The organism is Jiangella anatolica (assembly GCF_003236295.1).
In the GTDB taxonomy this organism is placed as follows: Bacteria; Actinomycetota; Actinomycetes; order Jiangellales; family Jiangellaceae; genus Jiangella; species Jiangella anatolica.
Genome location: NZ_POTW01000054.1, coordinates 1 through 12,920, shown reverse-complemented (window position 1 = coordinate 12,920; position 12,920 = coordinate 1). Strand labels below are relative to the sequence as shown.

The 12,920-nt window shown below is 70.5% G+C and carries 11 protein-coding genes; 9 read left to right on the top strand and 2 right to left on the bottom strand.

What is annotated here, in order from left to right; all coding sequences use genetic code 11:
• Positions 1–64: 64 nt before the first annotated feature.
• Entirely contained in the window at positions 65–850 is a 786-nt protein-coding gene (locus C1I92_RS20300; RefSeq protein ID WP_111256471.1) for an enoyl-CoA hydratase/isomerase family protein, read from the top strand.
• Complete coding sequence (locus C1I92_RS20295) at positions 847–1,812, top strand: class I SAM-dependent methyltransferase (protein ID WP_111256470.1); 966 nt, start codon at positions 847–849, stop codon at positions 1,810–1,812. The genes C1I92_RS20300 and C1I92_RS20295 overlap by 4 nt, the downstream gene beginning before the upstream one ends.
• A gap of 31 nt (positions 1,813–1,843) precedes the next feature.
• Here the strand turns inward: C1I92_RS20295 and C1I92_RS20290 are convergent, their stop codons facing one another.
• Complete coding sequence (locus C1I92_RS20290; RefSeq protein ID WP_111256469.1) at positions 1,844–2,398, bottom strand: GNAT family N-acetyltransferase; 555 nt, start codon at positions 2,396–2,398, stop codon at positions 1,844–1,846.
• Between the two features lie 54 nt (positions 2,399–2,452).
• Here C1I92_RS20290 and C1I92_RS20285 point away from each other — a divergent pair, with 54 nt between their 5' ends.
• The 7 genes from C1I92_RS20285 to C1I92_RS20255 all read left to right on the top strand — a co-directional run bounded on the left by C1I92_RS20285 (position 2,453) and on the right by C1I92_RS20255 (position 11,911).
• A complete protein-coding gene (locus C1I92_RS20285; RefSeq protein WP_111256468.1) occupies positions 2,453–3,145 on the top strand; it encodes an acyltransferase in 693 nt (230 codons plus the stop codon).
• 226 nt (positions 3,146–3,371) lie between these two features.
• Complete coding sequence (locus C1I92_RS20280) at positions 3,372–5,786, top strand: choice-of-anchor G family protein (protein ID WP_146605216.1); 2,415 nt, start codon at positions 3,372–3,374, stop codon at positions 5,784–5,786.
• An 834-nt stretch (positions 5,787–6,620) separates the two neighbouring features.
• A complete protein-coding gene (locus C1I92_RS20275; RefSeq protein ID WP_111256466.1) occupies positions 6,621–8,021 on the top strand; it encodes a choice-of-anchor G family protein in 1,401 nt (466 codons plus the stop codon).
• Positions 8,022–8,180: 159 nt separating this feature from the next.
• Positions 8,181–8,933 (top strand): DUF5819 family protein, encoded by a 753-nt coding sequence (locus C1I92_RS20270; protein ID WP_111256465.1) that lies wholly within the window; start codon positions 8,181–8,183, stop codon positions 8,931–8,933.
• On the top strand, positions 8,930–10,009 hold the full coding sequence (locus tag C1I92_RS20265; RefSeq protein ID WP_111256464.1) for an HTTM domain-containing protein: 1,080 nt from the start codon (positions 8,930–8,932) through the stop codon (positions 10,007–10,009). Before C1I92_RS20270 ends, C1I92_RS20265 begins: the two co-directional genes overlap by 4 nt.
• A 10-nt stretch (positions 10,010–10,019) precedes the next feature.
• Entirely contained in the window at positions 10,020–10,826 is an 807-nt protein-coding gene (locus tag C1I92_RS20260) for a DUF5819 family protein (protein ID WP_111256463.1), read from the top strand.
• Positions 10,823–11,911, top strand: coding sequence for an HTTM domain-containing protein (locus C1I92_RS20255; protein ID WP_111256462.1), 1,089 nt, complete (start codon positions 10,823–10,825; stop codon positions 11,909–11,911). The genes C1I92_RS20260 and C1I92_RS20255 overlap by 4 nt, the downstream gene beginning before the upstream one ends.
• Here the strand turns inward: C1I92_RS20255 and C1I92_RS20250 are convergent.
• A complete protein-coding gene (locus C1I92_RS20250) occupies positions 11,844–12,785 on the bottom strand; it encodes a type IV toxin-antitoxin system AbiEi family antitoxin domain-containing protein (RefSeq protein WP_111256461.1) in 942 nt (313 codons plus the stop codon). The two genes, C1I92_RS20255 and C1I92_RS20250, sit on opposite strands and share 68 nt — an antisense overlap.
• Between the last annotated feature and the right edge of the window lie 135 nt (positions 12,786–12,920).

Sequence of the window (12,920 nt, the reverse complement as noted above, 5' to 3'; positions counted from 1 at the left end):
TTCTCATTGAACCGACAAGAACCTCTTCGTCGAGGTGAGGGCGGGCGCGGGGTACGGTGCCGGGATGAGCGATAACGTGGTGCGGCTGGAGGTCGCGGACGGCGTCGGGACCATCCGGCTGGACCGGCCGCCGATGAACGCGCTGGACGCCGCCATGCAGGACGGCCTGCTGGCGGCCGCGGCCGAGGCGACCTCCCGGCGCGACGTGCGCGCCGTCGTCGTCTACGGCGGCGAGAAGGTGTTCGCGGCCGGCGCCGACATCAAGGAGATGGCCGGCTGGTCCTACACCGACATGGTGGACCGGTCGGCGGCGCTGCAGGCCGCGTTCACCGCCGTCGCGCGCATCCCGAAGCCGACGATCGCCGCCGTCACCGGCTACGCGCTGGGCGGCGGCTGTGAGCTGACGCTCGCCTGCGACCTGCGCTTCGCCGCGGCCGACGCGAAGCTCGGGCAGCCGGAGATCCTGCTCGGGCTGATCCCCGGCGCCGGCGGGACGCAGCGGCTGGCCCGGCTGGTCGGGCCGTCGCGGGCGAAGGACCTCATCTACACCGGGCGGATGGTCGGCGCTTCGGAGGCGCTGTCGATCGGGCTGGTGGACCGGGTGGTTCCGGCCGATGCGGACGTCTACGCGGCGGCCGTCGAGTGGGCGGCGCGGTTCGCCTCGGGTCCGGCGTACGCGTTGCGGGCGGCCAAGGAGGCGATCGACCGCGGGCTGTCCGCCGACCTCGACACCGGGCTGGAGATCGAGCGGCACCTGTTCGCCGGGCTGTTCGCCACCGAGGACCGCACGACCGGGATGCGCTCGTTCATCGAGAACGGCCCCGGCAAGGCCGCCTTCGAGGGCCGATGAGCGGGGACGGGAAGGCGGCGGCCTCGCGTCCGGCGGCGTCGGCCGAGGACGTCGAGCGGGCCTGGAACGATACGAAGCTGGCCCAGGTGCTCTACCACGACTGGGAGGCGCAGACCTACGACGACAAGTGGTCGATCTCGTTCGACGAGCGGTGCGTCACCTACGCGCGGGACCGGTTCGTCGCGGCCGCCGGCACTGATGGCTGGCCGTACGACCGGGCGCTGGAGATCGGCGCCGGCACCGGGTTCTTCTCGCTGAACCTGCGCCAGGCCGGCGTGCTGTCCGAGGTCACGGTGACCGACATCTCGCCGGGCATGGTCGAGGCGGCGAAGCGCAACGCCCGCGGGCTGGGCTTCGAGATCGACGGCGAGGTCGCCGACGCGGAGAAGCTGCCGTTCCCGGACGAGAGCTTCGACCTCGTCGTCGGGCACGCCGTCATCCACCACCTGCCCGACGTCGAGCAGGCGTTCCGCGAGATGCTGCGGGTGCTGCGTCCCGGCGGGCGGGTCGTGATCTGCGGTGAGCCGACGAAGTACGGCGACAAGGTCGCGCGGGCGCTGTCGCGGGCGACCTGGTGGGCGACGACGCGGGCGACGCACCTGCCCGGGCTGCGTTCGTCCTGGGCCCGGCCGCAGGAGGAGCTGGACGAGTCGTCCCGCGCGGCCGCGCTGGAGTCGGTCGTCGACCTGCACACGTTCGATCCCGGCGAGCTGACCATGCTGGTCACCCGAGCCGGCTTTACCCACACCCGGGCCGTCACCGAGGAGCTGACGGCGGCCTGGTTCGGCTGGCCGGTGCGCACGTTCGAGCACGCCGTGAACCCGGACCGGCTCGGCTGGGGCTGGGCGATGTTCGCGTACAAGAGCTGGCTGCGGCTGTCCGCGGCGGACCGGGTGCTGGCCCGGGTGGTGCCGCGGGAGCTGTTCTACAACGTCTCAGTGACGGCGCTCCGCCCGGAGTGACGCGGCGGCGCCTCGCCCCGAGTGCTGCCGCTCAGGCGGCCGCCGTCCGGCCGAGCTCCGCGGGGAGGCGGGCCAGCGGCGGGCGCAGCGTCAGTCGCATGGCGTCGTAGCCGTCCGAGCGCTCCAAACTGGTGCGACCGTGCCGTGCCAGCGTCGTGCAGTACCAACGGGTACCGGGCAGCCCGGCGATGTAGACCTCCCGGTACCCGACCAGCCGGGCCATCGAGACCAGGTGGTTCAGCAGCGTCGTGCCGAGGCCGGCCCGCTGCCACCGGTCCTCGACGATGACCGCGAGCTCGCCCGCGTCGGTGTCGTCGCGCCCGAGGTTGGCGAGCGCGACGATGGCCCGGTTCGGCGCCTCGGCGACCAGCGCGATGTCGGTGCCGACGAGCTGGGAGAGGAACCGTCCGGTCATCGTCGGGACGGAGTGGTAGCGGTGCCGGACGGTCTCGGTGGAGCACCGCATGTGCATCGCGCTGACGTCGCCGGCGTCGCGCGGTGACGCGATCCGGATGGTGACCGTGCGCCCGTCGCGGAGTCGGGCCGGTACGCCCGAGCCGGAGAACAGGTGTGCAGAGTTCGTCATACGGCCAGGCTCCGGGACGGGTGTTTCCTGGTGGTCTCGGCTCCGTGACATGCCATGACATACCGTGTGCCGGTGTTCTCCCGCCGTCCCCGCGACCCCCGGCAGGCGCGGTACCTGACGCTGTCGTCGCTGCGCTGGGTGGTCCGGCACCGGGCGTGGACGTGGTGGTACCTGGTCCGGTACGCGCGGCTGGCGTGGCTGCGGCTGCGTCATCCCGAGGTGGTGACCGAGGGCATGGTGTTCCTCGGCCGGCGGACGCGGGTGGCCGGCCGGCGTGGCTACGGGCGGGTCGTGCTGGGCCGCTGGGTGCACGTCGGCGACGGCACCACGCTCGCCGCGCACGAGGGGACGCTGCGGATCGGCGACAAGACGGTGATCGGCTCGTCGTCGACCATCACGTGTTATCTGGACATCGAGATCGGCGCCCGGACACTCGTGGCCGACTGGGTCTACGTCACCGATTTCGACCACCGGTTCGCCGACCTCGACGTGCCGATCAAGGACCAGGGGATCGTCAAGACCCCGGTCCGGATCGGGCCGGACTGCTGGCTCGGCGTCAAGGTGACGGTGCTGCGCGGCGCCGTCGTCGGGCGAGGCTGCGTGCTCGCCGCGCACGCCGTCGTGCGTGGCACGATCCCCGACCTGGCCGTCGCCGGAGGAGTGCCGGCGAGAATTCTCAAGCACCGCGGGAATCCGGCGGTTTCCGCTGAAAAGGCCCAGGACGATTGTCCGGATCGGCGAAATTGACGCCGATCTGCGCGTCCTGATCCGTCCCTTATCGCCGGTACGAAGCGTTCGCTCGCATTTCTCGTTCGCGGGCGAGTAATTCGTCAATTCTCAAGGTCAACTGTCTTGTCGAGCCAGTAACATCGCACTCGTCAGCGAGCCGGTCATCGACCTAGGTCGCGCCTCTCATCCGCATTCGCGCGGACGGCGCGGAGGCAACGTCCCCGAGCAGTACAAGGAGATCAGGATGACTTCCTGGGAAAGACATCGACGGCGCCGGGTAGCGGGTTCGCTCCTGGCGGCCGCAGTGGCCCCGGTAGTCGCCGTCGGTGCGTGGCTGGTGCCCGCATCGGCAGCCGAAGGTGACGAATCGCGCGCGGCGGCGCGATTCCTGAGCGGAGAGGTGCTCGGCACCGATCTGGACGCGGTGGCCGAACTGGCCGGCGTCGAGGTCGAGAACCTGGGCGAGCCGGAGGCGGTCACCGACGCCAACCCGCTCGACCTCACGGTGCTCGACACCCTCAACGTGTCGATTCCCGGCGGGGTTCAGCTGCCGCTGAGCGACATCATCCAGCTCGGCGCCGTCAACCAGTGGGCGTCGGCCGAGGACGGCGGCGCCTCACACGCCGCGACCGGCGCCGTCGCCGACAACGGCGGCATCGGCACCGGCGTCGAGGCCGGGTTCCCCGGCAACGCGACGTTCGACCTGACCGACCTGCTCGGCGACGCGCTCACCGACCTGATCGCCGACCTCGAACTGGAGCTCGGCGCGATCTCGTCGGAGGCGCACCTGGCGCCGTCGGGCGAGGCGTTCGAATTCACCAGCGACTACGAGATCGCCGGCGGCCAGCTGCGGCTGACCATCCCCCTGCTCGCCGATCTCCTGCCGCAGGTCCAGGACGCCGTCGCCACCGTCGACGAGGTCGTCAACGGCCTGGCCGGGCCCGAGGGCACGATCGCCTCGACCCTGTCCACCGTCGAGGGACTGCTGAACCTGCTCTCCGTCGCGGGCGTCGAGAACCCCGACATCACGGTCTCGCTGGAGACCGACCTGGCCGGCGCCGTCGAGGAGCTGCTCGCGACGCCGCTCGGCGAGGGCACCGGCGTCGAGCTGAACCTGGCCGAGGGGACGCTGGTCGTCGACCTCGACACGCTGCTCGGCGGCCTGAACGACCAGCCGCCGAACACCGAGGTGCTCAGCCCCGAGGTCATCTCGCAGCTGGCCGAGACGATCGGCACGCTGCTGGACTCGCTGGTCACCGACGTCGTCGAGACGGTGGAGAACGCGCTGCGGGCGGCGACGCTCGACGTGAAGATCTACGCCGAGGTCGGCGGGCTGCTGCCCGGCACGCTGGACCTGCAGCTCACCGGCACGCTGGCCGACGTCCTCACCGGCGAGGCCGCGTTCGTCAACAACAGCACCGGCGTCGTCGTCGGGCTGATCTCGGCGCTGATCGCGCCGGTGCTCGACACGCTGATCTCCACGGTCGGCGGGGTCGTCGAGGACCTGGTGTTCGCCGAGGGCGGTCCGCTGACCACGCTCGGCGAGACCGTGGGCGGGCTGGTGAGCTCGCTCCTGGAGTCGCTGACCCCGGTCGGTGACCTGCTGGCGACGCTGCTGTCGATCAAGCTGAACGTGCAGCCGGAAGCGGTCGCGCTCGCCCGGGCGACGGACGGCCCGTACAGCGTGGCGGCGCTCGAGGTGACGGCGCTGCCTGCGGCTCCGGCCGCAGTGGTGACGCTGGCCAAGTCGACCGTGGGCGCGAACGTGACCGGCGACGGCGGCGAGACCGAGGTCGAGGGCACAGAGACCGAGGTCGAGGGCACCGAGGTCGAGGGCACCGAGGTCGAGGGCACCGAGGTCGACGGCACCGAGGTCGACGGCACGGAAACTGAGGTGGACGGCACCGAGACCGAGGTCGAGGGCACCGAGGTCGACGGGACCGAGACTGAGGTGGACGGCACGGAGACTGAGGTGGACGGCACCGAGACCGAGGTCGAAGGCACCGAGGTCGACGGGACCGAGACCGAGGTCGACGGGACCGAGGTCGAGGGCACCGAGGTCGACGGGACCGAGACTGAGGTGGACGGCACGGAGACTGAGGTGGACGGCACCGAGACCGAGGTCGAAGGCACCGAGGTCGACGGCACGGAGACTGAGGTTGACGGTACGGAGACCGAGGTCGAAGGCACTGAGGTCGACGGGACCGAGACCGAGGTCGACGGCACCGAAACTGAAGTGGAAGGCACTGAGGTCGAGGGCACCGAAACCGAGGTCGAAGGCACTGAGGTCGAGGGCACCGAAACCGAAGTGGAAGGCACTGAGGTCGAGGGCACCGAAACCGAGGTCGAAGGCACCGAGGTCGAGGGCACCGAGGTCGACGGCACGGAGACCGACGGGACCGAGACCGATGGGTCGGAGGTGGCCGGCAGCGAGGTCGACGGCGTCGAGACGACCGGCATGAACCCCGGTCCGGCGTTCGAGGACGACGGCGCCGAGGACCACGGTCGCGAGGACCGCGGCGGCGACGATGACGACGAGCACCTGCCCGACACCGGCGCTGGCTCGAACCAGCTGCTGATCGTCGGGCTGGGGCTGATGCTCTCCGGTGGGCTCGCCGCCTACGCGGTGAGCCGTCGTCGCGGCGTCGGCCAGGGCTGAGCCCGGCTCGGCCGAGACGGCAGATGACCGATGGCCGTGGGTCCGCGATCCGGATCCACGGCCATCGGCCTCTCCAATCCCGCCGGCAAGGCCAGCACCCGACGGGCCTGCCGGAAGCGGGGGCCGGCGACGGCACGGTGGTGGAATCCAACGGCGCGGTCCGGCCCTACGTCAGGCCTGAGGGGCAGCACCTCAAGCCGATGCCGTCAATGCAAACAAATCAACGGCGACCACGAAGCCGAGAGCACCCGGCCGGTTGGCACAAGCCATCACCCCCGCGCCATCAGCCGAATGGGTGAGTCACGCTCCGCTCAATGGCGCTGTGACCAGGACATTGGGCGGAAAAACCACCCCGCTCGAACCCGCCCGCGTGTCGCCCATCGATAACGATTCGGTCACGGCGGGCACTTCCGCGTTTTGGACCAGAGGTACCCCTTTGCATCCGAAATCCACGGCCGGTTCGCCCGATTCGCCCCGATTCGAGCAACCCGTAACATCCCGCTATGTCCGAATGGCCCTGAAAATGGCAATCATGAAGCAAGTGCTACTGCAACCCAAAAAGGATGCTTAACCGTTTCGGGGCATTGCGACCAGCGCGAGGCGAATGGGCGGTCGGTGTCCCCGGACGCAAATTCACCAAGTACGAGACACGTCTCTGGCTCAGTTGTAGGTTCATGATCACGCTTCGCAGGCCTTGGCACATCTGATGGCCGCGAAGGAGCCCGCCATGAATGCACAAATGCCAGAGGAGAAGGCATGCCTGCAACACCTGTTATGCGCCGGCGTCGCGCAGCGGTAACGCTGCTCGCAGCTGGTATTGCCCCGGTCTTCGCTGTGGGTGCGTGGCTGACGCCCGCCGCAGCGGCCGAGGGTGACGAGTCGCGCGCTGGCGCGCGATTCCTGGACGGCACCGTCCTGGGTACCGACCTGGACGAGATCGCCGAGCTGGCTGGTGTCGAGGTCGAGAACCTGGGCCAGGCCGAGCCTGTCACCGACGCGAACCCGCTGGACGTCACGCTGCTCGACTCCATCAACATCAACATCGAGCCGAACCTGCAGATCCCGCTGAGCGACATCATCAAGCTCGGCGCGGTCAACCAGTGGGCCACCGCCGAGGACAACGCGACGTCGCACGCCGCGACGGGCGCCGTCGCCGACAACGGTGGCATCGGCACCGGTGTCGAGGCCGGCTTCCCGGGCAACGCGACGTTCGACCTGACCGACCTGCTCGGTGAGGGCCTGACGGACACCATCGCCGACGTCGAGCTCGAGCTCGGCGCCGTCTCGTCGGAGGCGCACCTGGAGCCGTCCGGGGACGACTTCGAGGTCACTCGCGACTACGAGATCGCCGGCGGCGAGCTGCGCGTCACGATCCCGCTGCTCGGCAGCCTCGACCTGTCGCTCGGCGAGGACGCCGCCATCTGGATCGAGGACGGCACGCTCCACATCGACCTGGACGCGCTGTTCGAGGGCCTGAACGACCTGCCGCCGAACACCGAGCTGATCGGCCCGGGCCTGTTCGACATCCTCGACGACCTGCTGGGCGAGCTGCTCGGCGAGCTCGGCGAGGGCCTGGGCGACCTGCTCGGCGACCTCGGCGTCGACGACCTCACCGACGGCCTGGCCGAGGCCCTGACCGACATCCTGTCGGTCAAGGTCAACGTCCAGCCGGACCAGCCGGACGCCGGTGCCGCCACCCCGACCACGGCGCGCACCGCCGCCAACGTCGAGGCGGCCGCCACCTCCGAGACCTACAGCGTCGCGGCCCTGCAGGTCACCCTGCTCGGCGGCCTGGAGAACGGCGGCGTCTCCGTGACGCTGGCCGAGTCGCACGTCGGCCCGAACCACAAGGACGACGGCGAGGAGACCGAGGTCGAGGGCACCGAGACCGAGACGGAGACCGAGACCGAGGTCGAGGGCACCGAGGTCGAGACCGAGACCGAGACTGAGGTCGAGGGCACCGAGGTCGAGGGCACCGAGACGGAGACCGAGACCGAGGTCGAGGGTACGGAGACCGAGGTCGACGGCACCGAGGTCGACGGCACGGAGACGGAGGCCGACGCCGACGCCGACGCTGACGCCGACGGCAACGAGGACGGCAACGAGGACGGCGGCGAGCTGCCCGACACCGGTGCCGGCTCCAGCCAGCTGCTGATCCTCGGCCTGGGCCTGGTCCTCGCCGGCGGCATCGCGGCCTACGCCGTCAGCCGTCGTCGCGGGCTCACTGTCGAGTGACACCTGCACCACTGAGCAACAACGCGGAGTAAGAGCACCACCAACGGCTCCGACGTCTCGATCACGGTGGGTCCGCTCCCAAGCCATGGGCGCGGACCCACCGGATCGGCGTTTCAAGGGCCGGTCGAACCAGGCGGTCGACACACGAGGGTAGGCACGATGCAGGACCAGGAGACAACGGCGCCGGCGCAGACGCGGCCGACGTGGATCAAGGTGGTCGCGGGCGCGCTCGGCGCGGTGCTCGTCGCTCACCTCGCCGCGACCGCGGTGTTCGTCGGGCCGGACAACGCGGCCAAGACGACCCTCGGCACGACGCTGACCGAGTACATGCAGCCGTACTTCCAGCAGGAGTGGAGCCTGTTCGCGCCGACGCCGATCAGCGTCGAGTACTCGCTGCTGGTGCGCGGCTGGTACGACGCGAACACCCCGACCGAGTGGGTGGACGTCACCCAGCTCGAGGTCGACGGGAACATCCTGCACAGCCTGGCGCCGTCGCGCGCCGGCATCGTCACCCGCCGGCTGGCGGGCAACATGCGCAAGCAGTACCGCCGCATCACGACGCAGGAGCAGGCCGTGCTGGCCGGCAACTACCACGAGAACGCGTGGGAGCGGATGGAGGAGGCGATGCTCGCCACCCCCGACCCCAGCTCCGACGCCCGCATCTCCTACGTGCTGCGGCTGGACCGCGCGATGACGGCGTACGCGACGCAGTTCGCGTGGGCCTGGTGGGGCCGCGACGCCGGCATCAAGTACGTCGAGGTGCAGATCCAGGAGACCCGCGCGCCGCGCTTCGACGACCGCGGCGACGACCCGTCGGTGACGGTGCGCGAGTTCGGCCGCCGTCCGCTCTATCTCTACGACGGCCAGGACAGCGCCGCGTTCGCCGAGGCCATCGGGAGGTTCCGGTCATGATCGGATCCGCCGTCGACCGTTCCCTGGACGCCGTCGCCACTACCGTCGGCAAGGGCGAGGAGTGGCTGCTCGGCGCCAAGCGCGCCACCTACGGCCTCGCCGTCGTCCGCATCATCTTCGGCGCCGCCGCCGTCTGGTTCCTGCTGGCCAACTTCAGCAACCGGCACTACCTGTGGGGCGACGCCGCCCAGTGGATGTCGCCGCTGGAGCGCAACGGCGGCTTCGGCTGGCCGTTCACGCTGTTCGAGGGCGGCAGCGACCCGACGACGCTGACGATCAAGATGCTGGTCGTCCTCGCGCTCGCCATCCTCTTCACGCTCGGCTGGCGCACCCGGGTGATCGCCCCGCTGCTGCTGATCTGCTGGGTCAGCCTGATCGAGTCGAACCCGCTGTACGGCGACCAGAGCGACAACATCTTCCGCATCCTGCTCATCTACCTGTGCTTCGCCGACCTGTCCGGACGGTGGTCGCTCGACGCCCGCCGCCGGTCCCGGCAGGAGCAGGGCCTGAGCCGTCCGCTGTGGCCGCGCCGGCTCACCCCGGAGCCGCTGCGCCGCGGCGCCGGCCGGCTCGGCATCCTGGTGCACAACCTCGCCCTCGTCGCCGTCGCCGCGCAGATCTGCATCATCTACGTCGCCTCCGCCCTCTACAAGGTGCAGGGCGAGTACTGGCAGGACGGCACCGCCGTCTACTACCCGATGCAGGTGGGGCAGTACCGGCCATGGCCATGGCTGAACGACCTGCTGTCGGACAACCCGTTCGGCGTGCTGGTCGTCTCCTACTTCTCCGTCTTCATCCAGCTGTTCTTCCCGCTCCTGCTGCTGCGCCGTGGCACCCGGGTGATCGCGCTGCTGGGCGTCCTCGGCATGCACGCGGGCATCGCGGTGATCATGGGGCTGCCGTTCTTCTCGCTGTTCATCATGGCCGGCGACCAGATCTTCATCCGCGACTCGACGTACCAGGGCATCGCGGCCCGGTTCCGGGAGGCCTGGGACGGACGACGGCGACGGCGCCGGCCGGCGGCGGCGGAGCCCGCACCAGAGGAGGCCCCGGCCGAGCCCGTGCCCACGAGGTAGCCTGGCCCGCGTGCCGAACCAGAGGCCGGACGAGACGCCCGACGAGAGGCCCGCGGAGAACCGGGGCGCCGACGTGCCGCCGATCGCGAAGGCCGCCGCGTTCTTCCTGGTGGGACTCGTGGTGCTGCACTTCGCGGTGACGTTCCTGTGGAACGCGCCGTCGAACCCGATCAAGGACTCCGTCGGCGAGCAGGTGTCAGGCTACATGCGCCCGTTCTTCCAGCAGAACTGGAGCCTGTTCGCGCCGAACCCGGTCAACGCCGAGGACGAGGTGCGGGTCCGGGCGCAGGTCGAGGACCCGCAGACGGGCGAGGTCAGCACCACCGAGTGGGCCGACGCGACCCGGCTGGAGTGGACGCTGGTCACCCACAACCCGGCGCCGTCGCGGGCCAGCCGGCTGTCGTCGAACCTGCACCGCCGGGTCAACTCGGCCTGGGACGCGCTCACCGAGGACCAGCAGCAGATCGTCGCCCGCGACTACACGGACATGGCCGACTGGCGCCCGCTCGCCGACGACCTGATCGCGTCGCAGGGCGGCGAGACGTCGTCGCGCGTGGCCACGATGGTCCGCGCCGACCGCGTCGCCACCGGCTACGCCACCCAGCTGGCCAAGGCGCTGTGGGGCGACGGCGTCGTCGCCGTCCAGTTCCAGCTGGTCCGCACGCCGGTGCCGCGCTGGGATGTCCGGTTCGACCCGGTGCCGGAGAACCCGCAGCAGACCGTCCGCGACTTCGGCTGGCGCCCGGCCCTCGTCGACGCGGACCAGGACGAGGCCGCGTTCGCCGACGTCGTCGACGGGCTGGTGGACAACCCATGATCGGCGAGGCGATCCGCATGGTCACCGGCGCCGTCGGCCGGACGATCGACAGCGGCGAGCGCTGGCTGTTCGACGGCAAGAAGGCCACGTACGGGCTGGCCGCGATGCGGATCCTCCTCGGCGTCGCGATCCTCGGCTCGCTCGCCGTCAACTTCACCTACCGGCACTACGTGTGGGGCCCGGGCGCGCGCTGGCTGACGCCGTGGCTCACCGTCGACGAGTACGACGCGCCGTTCACCTGGGTGTTCGCGCAGGACGACGGCACCGTCGTGTTCACGCTCAAGTACCTACTGCTGGCTGCGCTCGCCGTCGCGTTCACGCTGGGCTGGCGAACCCGGATCGTCACGCCGGTGCTGATGATCGCGATCGCGAGCCTGATGCGGCTCAACCCGCTGGCCGACGACGCGGGCGACAACATCGTCCGCATCATGCTGCTGTTCCTCTGCTTCGCCGACACGTCGATGCGCTGGTCGCTGGACGCCCGCCGGCGGGCCCGCCCCGGCTACCGGCCATTGCTACCGCTGCCGCCGTGGGTGGGGACGCTCTTCCACAACGTCGCGCTGATCGCCGTCGCCACCCAGGTGTTCATGATCTACATGACGTCGGGCCTGTCGAAGGTCCAGGGCAGCATGTGGCAGGAGGGCGTCGGGCTCTACTATCCGCTGCGGATCGGCCAGTACGCGCCCTGGCCCGGGCTGAACGAGCTGGTCTACACGAACGGCGTGTTCGTGACGATCGGCAGCTACGTGACGGTGTTCGTGCAGGTGCTGTTCCCGCTGCTGCTGTTGCGACGCGGCACGCGGGTGCTGGCGCTGCTGGCGATCTTCGCGATGCACGTCGGGATCGCCGTCACGATGGCGCTGCCGTGGTTCTCGCTGGCGATGATCGCCGCCGACATGGTCTTCGTCCGTGACGACACCTACCGCGCCGTGGCCCGCTGGGCGAGGCGGCGTCGGCCGACGCCCGCCCATGATCATCAACCTTCCGTGCTGTCCTGGCGACGCGGAAGGTTGATGATCATGGGTTTCCACAGGGGCAACCGGGCGCGCAGCGCAGCGGTGTGCCGGTCCAGCCACGCGCCGTGAGAACCCGGACGTGCTCCGACGCGACGCCGCACGGGTCGCCGAAGACGTCGGCGTGGCCGTAGCGGAGCGTGGCGTGGCCGTCGACGGTGGCGCGGTTGTCGCGGTGCCGGTCGCGGAAGCGGCCTTCGCCGGTGTGGCCGACGCGGCCGTCGAGCTCGACGCGGAGCCGGTACGGTGGGTAGTCGACGTCGATCCAGATGACCCGTTGGCCGGCGACGCGGCGTTGCCGGCAGCCGGTGGGCAGGCCGTGGGCGCGTTCGACGCGGCGCAGGTGCTGGAGCTCCAGCGGCGACTGAGCGCCGGAGGCCACGTCGGTGAGCATCGCCTCGACCATCGGACGCCAGCGGATCTTCTCGCGCCGGCCGAGGGCGTCGGCGAGGCGTTCGGGTGTGGTGAGGCGACGTTGGCAGGCCGCGCTGACCCAGGTCTCGGCCTCGCGCGGGTGCGGTGCGACGTCGACGAGGTCGAGCACGGTGTCCTCGACGCGGGTCCGTGGTGGTGTCGCCGACGGGTGCCGGCTCAGCGCCAGCCGGTGCGCGTAGTGGACGCGCACGCCCTGGATCTTCGTGCGGACGTGCCTGCTCGCCGGCGCGGTCACATGGACGACCGGGCCGGGATCGTCACACGCTCCGTGCAGGTACGCCGCGGTGCGGTGGCTGGCCACGGCGCCCGCGCCGACTCGCAGGATGGCGGCCCACACCTGAGCGTCGAACGGCAGTGGACCGGTGAACGTGGCGTAGGTGTGTGCGTGGAGGCGCTGCCAGCGGCCCGACCCCACGAGCCACCGCACCCGGGCCGCCGTCAGCCCGACGGCCCGTGCCTGGGCACGGCTCACCACACCGTGCTGAGCCGCGATGAGGTCGTCGAGGTCCATACCCGCCAGCGTGCGCCGCCACGGGTCTCGACACCAGACCGAATTCCCGATCTGTGGATAGCCATGATCATCAACCTTTTGCGTCGTCAGGACGGCCCAAAAGGTTGATGATCATGGCTATCCACAGATCGGGAA

Coding starts and splice junctions, on each gene's coding strand:
- C1I92_RS20300 (WP_111256471.1), top strand. CDS start 65: ATGAGCGATAACGTGGTGCGGCTGGAGGTCGCGGACGGCGTCGGGACC.
- C1I92_RS20295 (WP_111256470.1), top strand. CDS start 847: ATGAGCGGGGACGGGAAGGCGGCGGCCTCGCGTCCGGCGGCGTCGGCC.
- C1I92_RS20290 (WP_111256469.1), bottom strand. CDS start 2,398: ATGACGAACTCTGCACACCTGTTCTCCGGCTCGGGCGTACCGGCCCGA.
- C1I92_RS20285 (WP_111256468.1), top strand. CDS start 2,453: ATGACATACCGTGTGCCGGTGTTCTCCCGCCGTCCCCGCGACCCCCGG.
- C1I92_RS20280 (WP_146605216.1), top strand. CDS start 3,372: ATGACTTCCTGGGAAAGACATCGACGGCGCCGGGTAGCGGGTTCGCTC.
- C1I92_RS20270 (WP_111256465.1), top strand. CDS start 8,181: ATGCAGGACCAGGAGACAACGGCGCCGGCGCAGACGCGGCCGACGTGG.
- C1I92_RS20265 (WP_111256464.1), top strand. CDS start 8,930: ATGATCGGATCCGCCGTCGACCGTTCCCTGGACGCCGTCGCCACTACC.
- C1I92_RS20255 (WP_111256462.1), top strand. CDS start 10,823: ATGATCGGCGAGGCGATCCGCATGGTCACCGGCGCCGTCGGCCGGACG.
- C1I92_RS20250 (WP_111256461.1), bottom strand. CDS start 12,785: ATGGACCTCGACGACCTCATCGCGGCTCAGCACGGTGTGGTGAGCCGT.